This window comes from Thermotoga petrophila RKU-1 (genome assembly GCF_000016785.1).
In the GTDB taxonomy this organism is placed as follows: domain Bacteria; phylum Thermotogota; class Thermotogae; order Thermotogales; family Thermotogaceae; genus Thermotoga; species Thermotoga petrophila.
This window is the reverse complement of the sequence record NC_009486.1, coordinates 1,102,877-1,118,744: the sequence shown is the minus strand read 5'-3', so window position 1 is coordinate 1,118,744 and position 15,868 is coordinate 1,102,877. Positions and strand designations below refer to the sequence as shown.

General features: G+C 39.6%; 13 protein-coding genes, 1 tRNA gene, 1 pseudogene and 1 CRISPR repeat array. Of the genes and pseudogenes, 10 read left to right on the top strand and 5 right to left on the bottom strand.

Going from position 1 to position 15,868, the window contains the following annotated elements:
* Positions 1 to 395: 395 nt before the first annotated feature.
* From cas6 to cas2, 8 genes are read left to right on the top strand one after another with little or no spacing between them, the layout of a single operon-like run.
* Complete coding sequence (gene cas6, locus TPET_RS05540) at positions 396 to 1,121, top strand: CRISPR-associated endoribonuclease Cas6 (protein WP_011943630.1); 726 nt, start codon at positions 396 to 398, stop codon at positions 1,119 to 1,121.
* Positions 1,112 to 2,653: a type I-B CRISPR-associated protein Cas8b1/Cst1 gene (cas8a1, locus tag TPET_RS05535; RefSeq protein ID WP_238374291.1), complete on the top strand. Its 1,542-nt coding sequence runs from the start codon at positions 1,112 to 1,114 to the stop codon at positions 2,651 to 2,653. The genes cas6 and cas8a1 overlap by 10 nt, the downstream gene beginning before the upstream one ends.
* Positions 2,646 to 3,644 carry a type I-B CRISPR-associated protein Cas7/Cst2/DevR gene (gene cas7i, locus TPET_RS05530; RefSeq protein WP_011943628.1) on the top strand — a complete coding sequence of 333 codons (999 nt, stop codon included), beginning with the start codon at positions 2,646 to 2,648 and terminating at the stop codon, positions 3,642 to 3,644. The genes cas8a1 and cas7i overlap by 8 nt, the downstream gene beginning before the upstream one ends.
* The gene (cas5b, locus tag TPET_RS05525; RefSeq protein WP_011943627.1) at positions 3,641 to 4,423 is read left to right on the top strand and encodes a type I-B CRISPR-associated protein Cas5b; all 783 of its coding nucleotides are present in this window, start codon (positions 3,641 to 3,643) and stop codon (positions 4,421 to 4,423) included. The genes cas7i and cas5b overlap by 4 nt, the downstream gene beginning before the upstream one ends.
* A gap of 2 nt (positions 4,424 to 4,425) precedes the next feature.
* On the top strand, positions 4,426 to 6,717 hold the full coding sequence (locus TPET_RS05520) for a CRISPR-associated helicase/endonuclease Cas3 (protein WP_011943626.1): 2,292 nt from the start codon (positions 4,426 to 4,428) through the stop codon (positions 6,715 to 6,717).
* A 2-nt stretch (positions 6,718 to 6,719) separates the two neighbouring features.
* On the top strand, positions 6,720 to 7,238 hold the full coding sequence (gene cas4 / locus TPET_RS05515; RefSeq protein ID WP_011943625.1) for a CRISPR-associated protein Cas4: 519 nt from the start codon (positions 6,720 to 6,722) through the stop codon (positions 7,236 to 7,238).
* Between the two features lie 9 nt (positions 7,239 to 7,247).
* On the top strand, positions 7,248 to 8,231 hold the full coding sequence (gene cas1b / locus TPET_RS05510; protein WP_011943624.1) for a type I-B CRISPR-associated endonuclease Cas1b: 984 nt from the start codon (positions 7,248 to 7,250) through the stop codon (positions 8,229 to 8,231).
* Positions 8,232 to 8,522, top strand: a complete 291-nt coding sequence (cas2, locus tag TPET_RS05505; protein ID WP_238374290.1) for a CRISPR-associated endonuclease Cas2 — start codon at positions 8,232 to 8,234, stop codon at positions 8,520 to 8,522.
* A gap of 78 nt (positions 8,523 to 8,600) precedes the next feature.
* Positions 8,601 to 11,185: a CRISPR direct-repeat array (repeat unit 29 nt; unit sequence GTTTTTATCTTCCTAAGAGGAATATGAAC).
* Between the two features lie 754 nt (positions 11,186 to 11,939).
* On the opposite strand, the pseudogene TPET_RS05500 reads toward cas2, so the two are convergent.
* Positions 11,940 to 12,985: pseudogene (locus tag TPET_RS05500) on the bottom strand (RNA-guided endonuclease InsQ/TnpB family protein).
* On the bottom strand, positions 12,970 to 13,179 hold the full coding sequence (gene tnpA, locus TPET_RS05495) for an IS200/IS605 family transposase (protein ID WP_238374289.1): 210 nt from the start codon (positions 13,177 to 13,179) through the stop codon (positions 12,970 to 12,972). The pseudogene TPET_RS05500 and the gene tnpA overlap by 16 nt, the downstream one beginning before the upstream one ends.
* Positions 13,180 to 13,604: 425 nt before the next feature.
* Between tnpA and TPET_RS05490 the strand changes: the two genes are divergently transcribed.
* The gene (locus TPET_RS05490; RefSeq protein ID WP_238374288.1) at positions 13,605 to 14,207 is read left to right on the top strand and encodes a GGDEF domain-containing protein; all 603 of its coding nucleotides are present in this window, start codon (positions 13,605 to 13,607) and stop codon (positions 14,205 to 14,207) included.
* Between the two features lie 77 nt (positions 14,208 to 14,284).
* Positions 14,285 to 14,830 carry a YkgJ family cysteine cluster protein gene (locus TPET_RS05485; protein ID WP_011943621.1) on the top strand — a complete coding sequence of 182 codons (546 nt, stop codon included), beginning with the start codon at positions 14,285 to 14,287 and terminating at the stop codon, positions 14,828 to 14,830.
* Positions 14,831 to 14,878: 48 nt separating this feature from the next.
* On the opposite strand, the gene TPET_RS05480 is transcribed toward TPET_RS05485, so the two are convergent.
* The 3 genes from TPET_RS05480 to TPET_RS09705 all read right to left on the bottom strand — a co-directional run bounded on the left by TPET_RS05480 (position 14,879) and on the right by TPET_RS09705 (position 15,768).
* Positions 14,879 to 14,954 (bottom strand) — tRNA-Glu (locus TPET_RS05480).
* A gap of 230 nt (positions 14,955 to 15,184) precedes the next feature.
* Positions 15,185 to 15,511, bottom strand: coding sequence for an SPW repeat domain-containing protein (locus TPET_RS05475; protein WP_048810870.1), 327 nt, complete (start codon positions 15,509 to 15,511; stop codon positions 15,185 to 15,187).
* Between the two features lie 14 nt (positions 15,512 to 15,525).
* Positions 15,526 to 15,768, bottom strand: coding sequence for an ArsR/SmtB family transcription factor (locus tag TPET_RS09705; protein ID WP_167310317.1), 243 nt, complete (start codon positions 15,766 to 15,768; stop codon positions 15,526 to 15,528).
* Positions 15,769 to 15,868: the final 100 nt, after the last annotated feature.

The window sequence follows — 15,868 nt, the reverse complement described above, 5'->3', positions numbered from 1 at the left end:
GTGTTAGAATGGTTTATGGAAAGGGAGGATATGGAAGGTCAAAAAACATCTTGCTTTCAGAGTGTGTTTGTGGTATAATTTCTCTTGAACTCAACGGGTTTCAATAGTTCCTTAGAGGTATGGAAACCGATGTAGGGAGAAAGTTCCCTGGACAACTTCTCCAGTTTCAATACATCCTTAGAGGTATGGAAATGTTTTTCATATTTTCCGGGAGAAGAATCTCCCTTCAGCTTCGATGATTCCCTGGAGGTATTGAAATCATTGAGTATTTGTTTGTCGAATTTTTTATTTCTTTAATATTGAATTGCCTCTTGTTGAATTTAAAGCAAGATCTCCGCTTTCGTCTTTTCTAACTTTTGATCTCACAGGATTCTTTCAATCAGGAGGTCTTTACAATGAGGATATTCTTCAGGATCTTTTTTAAAGATAACTCCCAAGAGGTTTTTCCGGTTGACTACAGGCGTATTTTCATGTCCGTGTTGAAGCGGGTCTATGAAGGAACTCCGTTTGAGGAAATAGTGCTGTCCCATGATAGAATTCCAAAGCCGTATGTTTTCAGCGTTGGATTCAGGAGAATAAAGGAAATCTCAGGAGACTCCATTATGTTTGAGTCTCCTGTTTTTTTTAATTTCTCTTCGTCTATTCCACAGATGATAGGCTATTTGTACAACCATATTGATCGTATCAAATCATTCTTCAAAGGCACGGAAATATTAGTGGATCTTCCTATACCCAAGATGATAACTTCCGAGAAGGTAAATTTTAAGATACTTGGAAGTGCTGTTCTAACCCGATCAGAAAAAGATAGGTACTATTTAAATCCCGAAGATGATGATTTTGAAGAGGCTTTAAACCACTCCCTGAAAGTTCGTCTTGATCTTTTGAAAGACATTTTCGAAAAATTTGGTGTTAAAGCACCTGGCTTCAAACCTGTGAACATTGTGAGCAAAGATCTCAAGAAAGTTCCTGTCAAGCATTATGGAGGAGTTCTAGAGGCATTCTCTGGCACGATAACGCTCTCTGGAAACCTTAATATCTTGAATTTTCTCTACGAAAACGGGTTAGGAGTGAGGACAGGTCAGGGATTTGGAATGCTCAAGGTGGTGAAAGAGTGGCGATAGTCATATATCCACAGAGTTGGCTTCACAACGCCAATGTCTATGGTTTTTTGAAAGTTATAAACGAAAAATCAAAAGAGGGAAAGATTTCTTTCGGAGTTATGGACATTCTCAAGGATGATGGAACGGTTATCTTGTTGGATGAAATGTTGGATGAGATGTACGAAAATGACAATCTTGAAGGAGTAACTTTCCCTCGGCTGTTTGTTTTTATGATGGAAGAAATAGTAAAGAGAGAGGGAAGTATAGAAAAAGCATACAATTACTTTAAAGGTAATATCGGATATTATGAAAATTATATAGCAAATGTTAGCCTTACAAATAAGGAGATTGACGAGCTTTTGCCACTAGTTAGCAATGAACAACAAAGAGAGATTTTATTACAAGTTAAAGAGAAAAAAATTAAGATACCACAGATCAAAAAGAAATCCAAGGAACTTCTGTCGAAGTTTGATGATAGAGATCTTGAGGAGCTTAGGAACTTCTTACTACAGTCTGAAAAAGAAAAATTCAGAGTTTATCTATCAGAAATTATTCGTTCCATATTCAGAAAACCAGATTTGTCTGGCTCAGAAAGATGCTTCCTTTGCGGAAATCCTTTGAGATTAAGCGAGAACACATCTATTCGTCAAAGGAAACAATTTTCAAGAATTCTTTTCAAAGAATTTTCATCCTCAGAAGGAGAGTTCCCAAATTCATTTTGGAATATAAACAATGAATACCACTTATGTGATCTATGTTCTCAATTTGCTTTGTTTAGACACTTTGTCTTTCCAAAAAATAGTAAGAAAGAAATCTTTGTAAATGTTCCTTCTTTTAAAGCCATATGGTACTTGAACGAGGCAATAAAAGCTTACAAGGATCTGAATATAGAACTTTCAGTTTCCAGAGCGGTAGCAGAAGTTCATATGAAACTTCAGAGACTTTTAGGTGTTTGGGAGAGACAAAACATAGAAATTGTGAACTACGATGGTAAATCTTATAGTGTATACTATGTACCTCAAAGGACCGTAGATCTTCTGCTGAACACAAGGATATCTTCTATCCTGAACTCCATAAACAGCATCAAGATTTTTGAAACAGTCATCTATCCAGAAAGACTAAACAAACTAATCGAAGTTGAGTATTTCCTGCTAAAGTACTTCCTCAATCCAGGGGACGATTCCAAAATAAAAGAGTACATAGAAGTATTCGATCCCAAGAAAAAGAGATATTATGCTTGGATGATACCTGAACTTTTTCAGGAAGTACGAAATACTTTGGGGGTGGAAACGGTGGTTCCTGTCTGGAAAATGAGAGAGCTTGGAAGAGAAGTTTCCCAGCTTTTTGAGCGCACCAGATACAGACTTTTAGAGTTAATAAGGCTTGCAAAAAAGGATGAGGTATATCATTTGCTCTTGAAAACTTATATGGCGAACAAGAAACCATTCCCCGAAGAGCTGAATAGGGTTTTCTCAGAAAACGACGAGAACTTCAAAAATTTGATGTTTGCTTACGTGAGTGGAATAATAAGTGGAGGTGAAGAGAATGAATGAGGTGAAGGCAATAACCGCTACAGTGGTTTTTGAGGCCTGCGCTGTGAATAGAGATGAAAATATAGCAAACAACGTTCAATCTTTGAAGAAGCTCCGGAGAGAAGATGGGGTTTACACTTTCTTTTCTCGTTCCAGCATGAGGCATCATATTTTCAATGCTCTTGTCAGAAAACATGGTTGGAAACCGGCTGAAGTTACCACAAAAGGAGGTGTTATTCAGTTCAATATCGAAGAAGAAAGTATCTTAACGTCTGAGGAACTGGACTTCTTCGGATATCTCAGTACTGGAGATGTTTCTATTTCAAGAAAAGCACCCGTTGGTCTGACAAAAGCGGTGTCTATGGAAAAATGGGAAGGAGACATGGCGTTCTACGCAAACCATGATTTGGTTCAAAGAGCCCGTGAGAGAGGAGAAGAAGCAAATCCCAACCCATTTTCAAAGGAGGAGCATTTTTCCTTTTACAAATACTCCGTTGTAGTAGATCTTGAAAACATTGGTAAGGATGTGGTTTTCACTACTGACAATGAGAAGGAAAAGTTGAAAAAATTGTTTGGTGTGGATATGGAGAAAGATGAATATCCACTTCCAAAAGGAAAGATACTGGTTAAGAAATCTGAAAAAGCTTATAAAATTTCTGTGCTTCTTGATGAAAAAGAAAAACAAAGGCGTTTAGAACAATTCTTTGATGTGATAATAAACGGCTTTGAAATACATTCCTCCACAGAAAGCTGGAGTGTATCACCTGTATTCATAGTCATGGCAACCACCAAACTACCCGTAACACTTTTCAATCCTTACGTGAGACTTGACGGGGGAAAGATAGATGTTGAAACAATATCCCAGATAGCGGAAGAAAACACAAATGTTAAAGATTACAGGATATGGGGAATGCCTTCTATCCTGAAAGGAAGCTCAGAAAAATTGTGTGCAGGATTAAATGAGCTGAATAAATGGTTGCGTGAAGTCATCGGAGGCGAAGAAAACCCATGAAATTGTTAAGAATAGAAGTTAAAGCGTCAACCGCTCATTTTGCTATTCCTTTCTTCATATTTGAAAGAAAAACCTTTCCCATACCGATGTATTCCACCGCAATAGGTCTCATCTGCAACATCCTCAGTGATGAGTCAAAAATAGAGTCCTTCTTGAACTCAGAATTCTCTATGGCTATCGTGGGAAACCACGAAGGAGTAGTGGAAGAGTACACCTGGCTCAGGAACTTGGAAAAAGGCTCTCACGTCAAAAAATTCAAGAGTTTAAGAAACAGGGAAATAAACCATGAAATAGAACATCCTGGAGGGCAGATGCCGACGAGAATCCAGACTCTTGTAAATCCAAGGGTTGATTTGTTCGTCAAAGCGAAAGAAGATGTCCTTGAAATGATAAAACAGTCTTTGGAAAATCCTGGGTACATTTCAAGGATACATCTTGGAAGATCTGAAGACACGGTTGATGAAATAAATTATGAACTCGTAAACTGTGAAAAGAAAAAGGTTTTCAGCACGGGTGGTTACACATGGATACCTTCTCCAGAATTCGCTGACGAGGTGTGTGATAACTATAACGAGCTGTATCAAGAGATTATAGGAGCGTCTTACAAGGTGTCTTCCATTTACACTATTCAGAACAACAAAAGAATTTTTGATTTTATTCCAGCAAAGCTTTATTATGGATCTATTCCGATGATCCATTTCGATGTTCCTGAAATACTTTCCTGGAACAACATACCCATTTTCCTCGCAAAGATCAGGAAGTCGGATAGAGGGGGATGACCATGTCCAAAATTCTTGCCAAGAGCAACGGTGTTACTCTCAGAGAGCACGTACTGGATTTATTGGAAGTACTGGAGAATCTTCAGATAGATTCTGGAGTAAGAGAACTTGCTGGGAAAGCTATCCTTTATCATGATTTGGGTAAAGTAATATACGCGTTTCAAAAAAAAGTTGGAGGAGATGTCCCGGAAGATGGTATTCCCGACATTCCGCACAGCTTTCTGAGTATAGCATTTATCCCGGAGAATACTCTCAGAGAACTCGGTGAAGGACTTTCTCGCATTTTTCTTTCAGCGGTTCTTTACCATCATTGGCGAGAAACCTATCTTGACTATCTGTTTGGAAGAAAAAAAGAAAGTGTTTGTAAAGCTTACGAAAGACTTCTTGAAGTAGGTGATGAGATAGTTTGGCTTCTCAGAGAAGAAATGGGAGATCTCTGTGAAATTGAATTGAACAAACCGCTGTGTGAATACTTATCACATAACTCGATAATTGACAGTGGCTTAGTATTCCCTCCTCATTTGATTTCTCTGCTTCCGAGTATCATCCTTAAAGAACTGAATATAAGAGATGAAAATTACAAGCGTTACATAATCACCTCTGGGACAGTCATGCGAGCCGATAGATTCGCATCTTACGTGGAAACGGCTGGAAATAAGGAGCTTCTCAAGAAAGCAGATAAAAGACTGGAAAGAGATCAGCTTGAGACTGTTCGAAGATATCTGGAGAGAATATCCAACAAAGTATGGCAACTGGATCTTCTGAAAGATTGTCGAGGAGAAAATATTGTACTTGTGGCGCCGACCGGAGCCGGAAAGACAGAATTTGCCCTGATGTGGAGCAAAGGAAAAACCTTGTTCACTCTTCCTCTTCAGAGCGCAACGAACATGATGTACGAAAGAGTTAAGAATTATTTTGGTGAAGAAAACGTCGGTCTTCTACATTCCGATGCTGCTGTTTATCTGTTTTTCTCCAGTTTTCTGAAAAACAACTTTGAGGACAGAGAAGGAGAAGTGCTTCAGATAGTGGAACAATCAAGATTCTTTTCTCATCCTTTCGTAATATCGACGGGGGATCAAGTCTTTCCTTCTGCTTTGAAATATCCGGGATACGAGATGATCTATTCAATCCTGGCTAATTCCTATCTTGTGATAGACGAAATACAGGCCTATTCTCCCGAAGCTGCAGCGATAATTGTCAAGACAGCTGAGGATGTGAAACAACTCGGAGGACATTTTTTGATAATGACAGCTACACTGCCTGGATTCATCAGGGATGAGATCTTAAAAAGAGCCGAGCTAGAGGAAAAGAATATAAAAGATGTTTACGAAGACATTCCTCAGGGAAGATTACTACGGAATTTGGTTAAAGTTGAAAAAAGCTTGGATCCCGTGGAAAAAGCTGTTGAATTTTTCAAAAAAGGATGTAGGGTTTTGATAGTAAGAAACACAGTGCGGAATGCGATTGAAACTTATCGGCAACTTGTAGAGAAACTGGGAAAAGAGGATGTTCTACTGATACATTCCCGGATGACTCTGGAGGATCGAAGAAGAATAGAGGAGATTTTGGAAAGTTACCGCCCAGGAGCGAAGGGAAGAAACATTATTCTCGTATCAACACAGGTTGTGGAGGCTTCAATGGACATTGATTTTGATATTCTGCTTACAGATATAGCACCAGCGGATTCTCTGGTGCAGAGGATGGGAAGAATCTTCAGAAAAAGGGAGTGGACTGAAGAATTTCCGAATACTTTCATATACGCTGATAGCAATGAGAAAAAGCGAAAGGAGCTTATCGCCGGGGTTTACAGTGAAGATGTTGTATCTGCAACTTTGAACGCGTTAGAAGGCATGTTTGACATAGAAAAACCATTTAAGCTGGATGAGCTATCAAAAAGAAAATGGGTGGAAGAGACCTATCAGGCACTTTCTCAAGGAAGCAACTATTTAAAGAAATTTCGGGAGACTCTTGATGTTCTCGATAGCGGTTATTCCTCAGAAAAGAAGCATGAAGCCCACAGGATTTTCAGAAGGGTAGTATCCATGAGCATTGTTCCGGAAAATTTGAAAGAAGATCTTAAGCGGGAGCTGAAGAGTGTATCGGATTACTTTGACTTCAGGCGAGTTACTGCAAAATATCTTGTTGATGTTCCGCTCCACCACATAAAAAGTGGAGCTTTAGAGCCTTTGGAGGTAGAATCCGAGAATGAACAAGTATTGAAATGGGCAAGCGCGCTTTATGTGTTGAAGGGTAGCAGGTACGAAAAAGGTCTGGGAATTTTCCTGGAGGAATGAACTTGGAAGAGTTTGATATGCTCAACGTTTCTGGTACCATGGTTTCCTATTATTTCACATGTAAACGAAAACTCTGGCTTTTTGCCAAAAACATTGATATGGAACAATCACAGCCGACAACTGATCTCATAATCGGGAAACTTTTGAATTTTGAAAGGTTCAAACGGGAAAGACATAAGGAGGTAGAGATTGAGGACTGTGTGATAGATTTCCTCACTTTCCGCGGGGAGATAATAGTTCACGAGACCAAAAAGAGCAAGAAGTTTGAGGAAGCACATGTTTGGCAGACAAAATACTACATGTTCGTTTTGAGAAAGTACGGATTGAATGTTAACCACGGTGTCATTCATTATCCAAAGTTAATGAGGAAATTAGAAGTAAATTTTGAAGATGGGGATGAAGAGAAGATACAAAACGCTTTAATAGAAATAAAGCAAATGGTGAGTAGCAAGATACCTCCACCTGTGCTGAACAGATCTTTTTGTAAAAAATGTTCGTATTACGAACTGTGTTATGTGTAGGTGATTGTTATGGGAAGAAACTATTATGTTTTTTCCTCTGGAAGAATACGAAGGCGAGAAAATAGTATCTTAATAGAATATCAGGATAGAGATGGGAAACAGCAAAAAAGGTTCATTCCGGTAGAAAACGTTGATCAGATATTTTTCTTAGGTGAGGTTGATTTGAATTCAAAATTTCTGGATTTTGCTGCAAAAAACAATATTGTTCTCCATTTTTTCAATTATTATGGATATTACACCGGCTCTTTTTATCCAAGGGAAAAATTTCTCTCAGGAGAACTTTTGGTAAGACAGGTGGAACACTATCTGGATAATGAGAAAAGGTTGAGTTTGGCGAGAAAGTTTGTAGAAGGAGCAATCCATAACTTCAAACGAAACATCGAAAAAAGAGGATTCGATATTGTCAGTAAGATATCCGAATATCAGGAAAGAATAAAGCACGTAGCGACTATCCCGGAGCTCATGAGTTGTGAAGCGCACGCCAGAAAGCTCTATTACTCTACCTGGGAAGATATAACAGACTGGCCGTTTGAAGAAAGAAGCATGCAACCGCCTTTGAATGAACTGAATGCTCTTATTTCCTTTGGAAACTCTCTTACCTATTCCGTTGTTCTGAAGGAACTTTATCATACACATTTGAATCCTACCGTTAGTTATCTTCATGAACCGGGTACCAAAAGGTTTTCGCTTGCTTTGGACATATCGGAGATATTTAAACCTATTTTTGTTGATAGGATAATATTCAAACTCATAAATCTTGGCAAGATTAAACGTGAAAATCATTTCCTTCAGGAATCCAATGGAGTGTTTTTAAACGATGAAGGACGAAGAATATTTGTGGAGGAATTCGAAAATATGCTTCAACAAACAGTTCTTCATAGAAAGCTGAAGAGAAAGGTTAAATATCAGTCTTTCATAAGATTGGAGGCTTATAAAATAATCAAACATCTGCTCGGAGAAGATGAGTACAAGCCTTTCAAGGTTTGGTGGTAGGTGATACTAGTGAGAGTTATTCTGGTTTACGACATTTCTACTGAGACAAAAGAAGGAGTGAAACGATTAAACAGAGTAAGGAAGATAGCAAGGAGATATCTTGACCATGTTCAAAAATCGGTTTTTGAAGGAGAACTAACGGAGGGAGAAATCGAGAAACTAAAATTTGAACTACAATGCATCATTGATAATGACGAAGACTTTGTGATAATTTACAAAATGCCACCTTCTATTATGATAGAAAGAGACATTCTAACCAATACGAACGATCCAACATCGAATTTCATTTAGACAAAACCGGAGGTTTGACGCAATACTCATATAACAAATGTTCTATAATGTGTTTTTTTTACTAAAAAAATGAATGCGGTTTTTATCTTCCTAAGAGGAATATGAACTATCCTTGTATGTCATAACGTTTCGAAATTTTGTTATCGTTTTTATCTTCCTAAGAGGAATATGAACAACTAATCACCGCACTAATGTACGCAGAGTCAAAGTAGTTTTTATCTTCCTAAGAGGAATATGAACGACAATATACGAGAGGAATATCACGAAAGAAGAGTAGTGTTTTTATCTTCCTAAGAGGAATATGAACGCGTCAATTAAATAGGGGTATTTGTACAGCGTCGCGTTTTTATCTTCCTAAGAGGAATATGAACCCGTCCCACACCTATTAACCAACCCTTTCCAATACCGTTTTTATCTTCCTAAGAGGAATATGAACGATATCCTACTGCGACTTTGTATGCGAGTGTGAGGTGTTTTTATCTTCCTAAGAGGAATATGAACGCGTCACGTCCTTTGCGGTGGAGATAGGGACAACAAAGTTTTTATCTTCCTAAGAGGAATATGAACTTATTGAGTATAAAATCTTCTTCAGTGAGATCAAAAAGTTTTTATCTTCCTAAGAGGAATATGAACCAGGCTCTCCCTCAACGATGAAGTCCTTTTCAAGTTGTTTTTATCTTCCTAAGAGGAATATGAACTTACTTTCTTCTTTTTCTTGCCCTTCTCGTTCTTCGTTTTTATCTTCCTAAGAGGAATATGAACATGTTGAACTTGAGAGCGGGAAAGAGTTAGGACAAGTTTTTATCTTCCTAAGAGGAATATGAACGGTCGAAGAGCAAAAGATCGCCGTTCCCGCGAATCAGTTTTTATCTTCCTAAGAGGAATATGAACGATGCCACCGCCTGAAGAAGCTGTTCAAGACCTTTCAGTTTTTATCTTCCTAAGAGGAATATGAACTCGCCACAGGCCTTCCGAGAATTGTGCTGACGAACGGTTTTTATCTTCCTAAGAGGAATATGAACGCATTATAGGAATATAGCCCTTTTAGTGCTTCATCTCGTTTTTATCTTCCTAAGAGGAATATGAACTATCATCTACCTCCCCTCAGTTGTTTCCAGTCTATAACGTTTTTATCTTCCTAAGAGGAATATGAACTTTTAGTATTTTTATTGGTGACAAAAGAGTAGTAGTTGTTTTTATCTTCCTAAGAGGAATATGAACAAAAGTGCCTAAAGTTTGTGTGATGTTGTATTTCGTGTTTTTATCTTCCTAAGAGGAATATGAACTGTCCCTGAAGTTGCAGAAATGCTGTGGTATAGATATGTTTTTATCTTCCTAAGAGGAATATGAACTATAGATGGACACTCAGGGATGAGGAAAAAGGGTCAGGTTTTTATCTTCCTAAGAGGAATATGAACGATGCCACCGCCTGAAGAAGCTGTTCAAGACCTTTCAGTTTTTATCTTCCTAAGAGGAATATGAACTCGCCACAGGCCTTCCGAGAATTGTGCTGACGAACGGTTTTTATCTTCCTAAGAGGAATATGAACGAAGTGCGATGGTTATGAGGAGGGATAGCGATGTGGGGTTTTTATCTTCCTAAGAGGAATATGAACGATGGTTTTTCCCGACACAACATACAAAAACGGTCACGTTTTTATCTTCCTAAGAGGAATATGAACTCTGAAAATACAACAAGTTTTCCGGTGTTTGTGTCGTGTTTTTATCTTCCTAAGAGGAATATGAACAATTTGCCATACAAACTGTTCATAATGATTTTTGTGGTTTTTATCTTCCTAAGAGGAATATGAACTTGCATCTATGAAGATTTCTTCCTTGATACTTCCTCGTTTTTATCTTCCTAAGAGGAATATGAACTCATTTCGCCTCCTTCTCAAGTACACCTCTCAAGACAGTTTTTATCTTCCTAAGAGGAATATGAACGTAGAATTTTCCCGATTTGCCACGTACAGGTACTGGTTTTTATCTTCCTAAGAGGAATATGAACAAAATAGTTACAGCTAATACTTATTTCTGGAGCCCAGGGTTTTTATCTTCCTAAGAGGAATATGAACTTCCGAAGGTAGTGCTGAAGATCTTCAAATCCCTGGTTTTTATCTTCCTAAGAGGAATATGAACGTATAAGAATCCCTGTTACTTAAGCCCGCTATGTACTGGTTTTTATCTTCCTAAGAGGAATATGAACCTGATCTAGCATACAGCATAGTAGAGACACGACCTTGTTTTTATCTTCCTAAGAGGAATATGAACAGGTACAATCTATAGAGGCACGGAGGTGGGAATAATGTTTTTATCTTCCTAAGAGGAATATGAACATGGGAAACAGTACAGCCTTTATTTTGGACGTTTCAAGTTTTTATCTTCCTAAGAGGAATATGAACAATCACCGCTGATGCATCGTTGATGTCGCCCCCAAGTTTTTATCTTCCTAAGAGGAATATGAACAGGAGAACGTTCGGCACGCAATTTTGAGGTTTGAAATGTTTTTATCTTCCTAAGAGGAATATGAACCCATAGACGCCGTGCCCTCCAACGGCAAACTCTACGAGTTTTTATCTTCCTAAGAGGAATATGAACTTGTTCGTGGCTAAATAAAATCTCAAAGTTCCTGTCCGTTTTTATCTTCCTAAGAGGAATATGAATGGCGTGATGTGAAAGATGGAAAGGTGAACCACTGCTATTTTTTATCCTCCTAATGAGAAATTATAAATCAATAAGAATTCCCGCATCAAGCGGGGCTTTTTTCTTACACATTTTTTGAAATCTGTACTCAAGGGGGTGGATGGGATATCAAGCAAGACAAGAAGAAAAATTAAAAACGAACTTTTGTTGGAAAGAGAGTTTCTGTTAGAGGGAAAATCAAAGTGTTTGGTACCACAGGAAGTCCTTTCTCGAAAAAACAATTGTGAGTTTCGATCAAAAAAGGCACTGAAAATATGGATAAGAATTTTATAACCCTTTGAAATGCGCTTTTGAGAGTTCTTTAAGGAGGTGTTTGGTACGATGATTTTTGCTGGAGATGTCAGTACGTTTGATATGTGCAGGCGTAATCATGCGTGAGAAATTAATCTCAAAGATGTCCTGACTAAAAACGAGGGATTGTAACGCCTTCAGAAGCTAAGATGGTTGTACTTGTACGAGGTACCAGCGACTATGGCAGGTTTGGCAGTACCCGCGGCAAAAAGGGTCAAGACAGAACTCAAAACACCATCTGATCTCTGGATTTTGATTAGATAACAAATGGCTCGTTTTTCACATCGAAGCAGAAAAGAAACCTATTAAAAGATCTGAACCTTTTACATCTCAGTAGAGGTGGTTTTTCCTCTTATATCACACCATCGAAAATTATTTGTTGACACTCCCGACCCCCTAAAGGGGAAGGGATTCTTAGCAGCTCTTAGGCTGCCTTCCATGGAGCGCTAATCGCTCCATGACCACAGAGGTGTGGGTTAAACCTCACACCTCTGGCGGGTGCCAAGCCCGCTACTACTTGGAACAGAGTCCCAAGATACCTTTTCCAAATGTTGATTGCTCCCACTCCGTCCCTGTGATACTCAAAACTGCAGCTGGTGCACTCGTAATTTCGTCCAGACGGCCTGTTTTGAGTGCCGCATACAGGACACGTTTTGCTTGTATGCGCTTCAGAAATGCGCACAACCTCGATGCCGAATATTTGCGCTTTGTATTCTATCTGGCTCATGAGCTTTCTGAAGGCCCATTGGTGCAGTTTTTGATTGAAATTATCGTTGCCGTTTGTGCGTTCTCTTATGTTCGTAATGTCTCCGACGACAATGGTGCTTATGTTCTTTTGCACGCATAAACCGATGAAGTAGCTCGTGATTTTGTGGAGCACGTCGTTGATTTGGTTTCTCGTCTTGTACAGCACCCTTCTTTTGGCTCTCGACAGTTTTTTATACCTTCGTGAGCCCTTTTGGCATCGACTCAAAGCCCGCTGAATATCTGCTAGTCTTTTGTTTCGGTATCTGAGTATGCTGTTGAGAACACCACCGTGATATGAAATCACCTCAGAACCATCGAAACAGGTTATCGGGCGGAGTATTCCGACGTCTACGGACATAACTTTCTGGCTTTGGCCTCTCTTGTGCTCACTCTTCACCTCTATCGCAAGGTGAAGATAATACCGGCCGGCTTCGTAAACCAACTTGGCTTGCCTGATTGTTGTACCGGCTGGCAACGTTGTGGGGATTACAAATGGCTCTCGATTGCGTCCCATCGAGAGCTTGACCTTCCCATCTGGCAAAAGCTTGATGGCTTGATTTTTCCAAATGAACGGCAGAAAATTTTTCCTCTCTTGTTTTTGATCTTTTTGACCAGCGACATGGTTTTGTTGTAGATCCGAGCGGCGATCCTGTTCAGTTCAGAACACAAAGGATACAATTCCACTGGCACAGGGACTTTGTAGGTTCTCACATATCTTGACACTCTTCAATGTACCTCCTGATGGTTTCTTCTGAAACGGTGCCCGCTGAGCCCACATAGTATGTTCTGCTCCACAATTCTTCTCTTGTTCTCAGGTGCGGGAATTTTTCGAGAAGCTTTTTTGAAGACACCCCTTTGAACAGGTTGACTATTTGTGCCGGAGCTAACCGAGGAGGCGCAGAAACAAAAAGATGCACATGATCCGGTTGGATCGATAGCGACAACACCCAATCATAACACGAACATGACCAACAAGCCTCTCACCAGTCCCACTGAAGCGGAAGGGCTTGCGAGGCTATTTTTCTGTCATTTTTGAAAGAATACTGTGATAAAATTCAGACAATAAAAAGTTGAATCTCAGAAGGTGACAACTGTGAATAACGGTCATTTTGAATTTTTGAAAAAAGTGTTTTATTCTTTACAACCTGTAATTGGTTTTGTTCTTCTGGAAAGCGACAGTGAGAATGGAAAGCTCTCTGTGAGAGTTTCCGAGGGGAAAGTCCCTCCCTTTTTCAAAGAGGGGTTTTTCTTTACTTCAGAGGAACTGACTCATCTTATCAATGTATGTAGTAGCACATCTGCAATTATCTCAGTATTGAAAGACAGTAAGTATAGAAGGTCTTTGATCCTATATCTAAAAAGGCCTTTGAGCAAAGATGCTCTTCTTTTGATTCAGACTCTGCTGACGACCTTTGAAAGGGAAGATCTTTCGTTTGGTATAAAAGAACTGGAATACATGGCCTATCACGATCCACTGACAGGACTTCCAAACAGACGCTATCTCTTCGAGTTGGGAAACAAATATCTGGACTTGGCAAAGCGTGAAGGAAAGAAGGCATTCGTTCTTTTCTTGGATCTTGCTGGATTTAAGGCAATAAATGATACATACGGTCACCTGACAGGTGATGAGGTGTTAAAGACAGTTTCGAGAAGGATTTTGGACAGGGTAAGAAGGAGCGATGTGGTGGCTCGATACGGTGGCGATGAGTTTACCATTCTCCTCTACGATATGAAAGAAGAGTATCTGAAATTCTTCCTGGAAAGGATTCTTTCCACCTTCAGAGAACCCATCAGAGTGGGGAACACAACTTTAACTGTTGCATCGAACATAGGAGTTGCCAGATTTCCTGAAGACGGAGAAAATCTTGAAGAACTTCTGAAAGTAGCAGATATGCGAATGTATAGAGCAAAGGAAATGAGAACACCTTATTTGCTTCGTTCATGATTTTTCAATTTTTATTCCTTCTTTTTTTCAAAACTCTTATCTGTTTTTTTAACTTCAGCGAGTTATAAATATCCTTCGTGGAAAGACTAATAGAGCTTTCTCTACAGGTTATAAAGCTTTACGAGGAACTGGATGGTGTTCAGAAAGACCTTCCTACCTGTGGCGGATGCAGGGAGTGTTGTAATACTCCCTCTGTTAATATTGAGGTTACCGTTCTTGAATTTGTTCCCCTCGCAATTCATCTCTTGCAAAACGATTCGATAGAGAAGTGGTTAGAGATCCTTGAAAATGTTGATGAAATGGATCGATGTGTACTCTTCGATCCACATTCTGAGCGTGGTGGTTGTTTGTATCACTCTTTCAGACCTATGGTGTGTCGTCTCTTCTCGGGAAGTTACGTTCTTAGAAAGGAAAAACCAGAAGTGTGGGGATGTAAATATCTGAAACCTGCGCTTTCCAGTTTCATTGAAACCCTTCCAAACTGCAGCGAAATGTACTCAAAACTGCTCGCCATAGATTTCTTCCTCGCACAGGAAAGATATCCCATAAATATCGCACTGAAAAAAGCTTTGGAATACGTTTACTATCGGATTTTCCCGGCGTTCAAACGCAGAAGTGCATGAATGAATAAAAAAACAAAAGGGATGCTCCTCTGGCATCCCTTCGATCTCTGGCGCCCCCAAGGGGATTCGAACCCCTGCCTCTGGCTTGAAAGGCCAGTGTCCTAGGCCGCTAGACGATGGGGGCATGAAGTGTGCACCAGAAAGAAATATACTATAAAATACAGAACAGTTCAAGTGGTCGAGGATGTAAATAAATCGTTACGGGATAATGCTTCATGTGAATTACTGTCTTCTATCTTTTTGATCCCAGAATCACACTCGTAGTTCATTTGTTCAGTATAGCAACCGGTTTACCAGTACGATTTAATAACTTCCAGTGTTCCTCCAAAAATCAAGGGGCCACGAGGGGCCCCGCTATTTTCCTTCCTGCTTCTTTCTGTCGAAGAAAGCAAAGATCAAAGCGATGATACCAACTACGAGGCCGTTTGCAAGTGCTGCTCCTTTGGAACCGGTTATACCCGGAATGAAAGCGGCTATGATCAACCAGATTCCCAGCAGAAGCTCAATCCAGCCGGCAACTTTTGAGGTCCCAAGCATGAAAATACCTGCTATGAGAAGAACAACACCGACGATGAGAAAATCCGCAATGTTCGCTCCTTTGCTGCCGACGATTCCAGGAATGAGGGAAGCAACGATCAACCAGAGCGAGAAGATAAGAACAATCCAACCTCTCCAAGACATACCGATCCCTCCTCTCATTGGGAAGTTTTTAAAACGTACTTAAAACCTTCCCTTAGTATATTTCTGACGTGTTTGTTGTTCAGTTTGTACCGCATGTACCTACCGTGACGTTTGGCTTTTACGAGATTTAAGTGGCGCAAAACTTTGAGCTGAGCTGACACTGCCGATTGATCCATCCTCAGGATCTCGGCTATCTTTCCAACGCACATGTCTTTTTTCGAGAGGAGGAGCAATATTCTGAGTCTTGTTGGATTCATCATTTGCTTCTATCCATCGTTTGCAGGCAAATCTTTCCAGATTGAACTCGTTTTCTATTTCAAAAGTTATCATCCCTAAACAAATACATGAATATATTAT

Excerpts from the sequence above, each read along its gene's own strand:
- cas5b (WP_011943627.1), top strand. The coding sequence starts at position 3,641 with ATGAAATTGTTAAGAATAGAAGTTAAAGCGTCAACCGCTCATTTTGCT.
- TPET_RS05475 (WP_048810870.1), bottom strand. The coding sequence starts at position 15,511 with ATGTCTTGGAGAGGTTGGATTGTTCTTATCTTCTCGCTCTGGTTGATC.
- cas6 (WP_011943630.1), top strand. The coding sequence starts at position 396 with ATGAGGATATTCTTCAGGATCTTTTTTAAAGATAACTCCCAAGAGGTT.
- TPET_RS09705 (WP_167310317.1), bottom strand. The coding sequence starts at position 15,768 with ATGAATCCAACAAGACTCAGAATATTGCTCCTCCTCTCGAAAAAAGAC.
- TPET_RS05520 (WP_011943626.1), top strand. The coding sequence starts at position 4,426 with ATGTCCAAAATTCTTGCCAAGAGCAACGGTGTTACTCTCAGAGAGCAC.
- cas1b (WP_011943624.1), top strand. The coding sequence starts at position 7,248 with ATGGGAAGAAACTATTATGTTTTTTCCTCTGGAAGAATACGAAGGCGA.
- cas7i (WP_011943628.1), top strand. The coding sequence starts at position 2,646 with ATGAATGAGGTGAAGGCAATAACCGCTACAGTGGTTTTTGAGGCCTGC.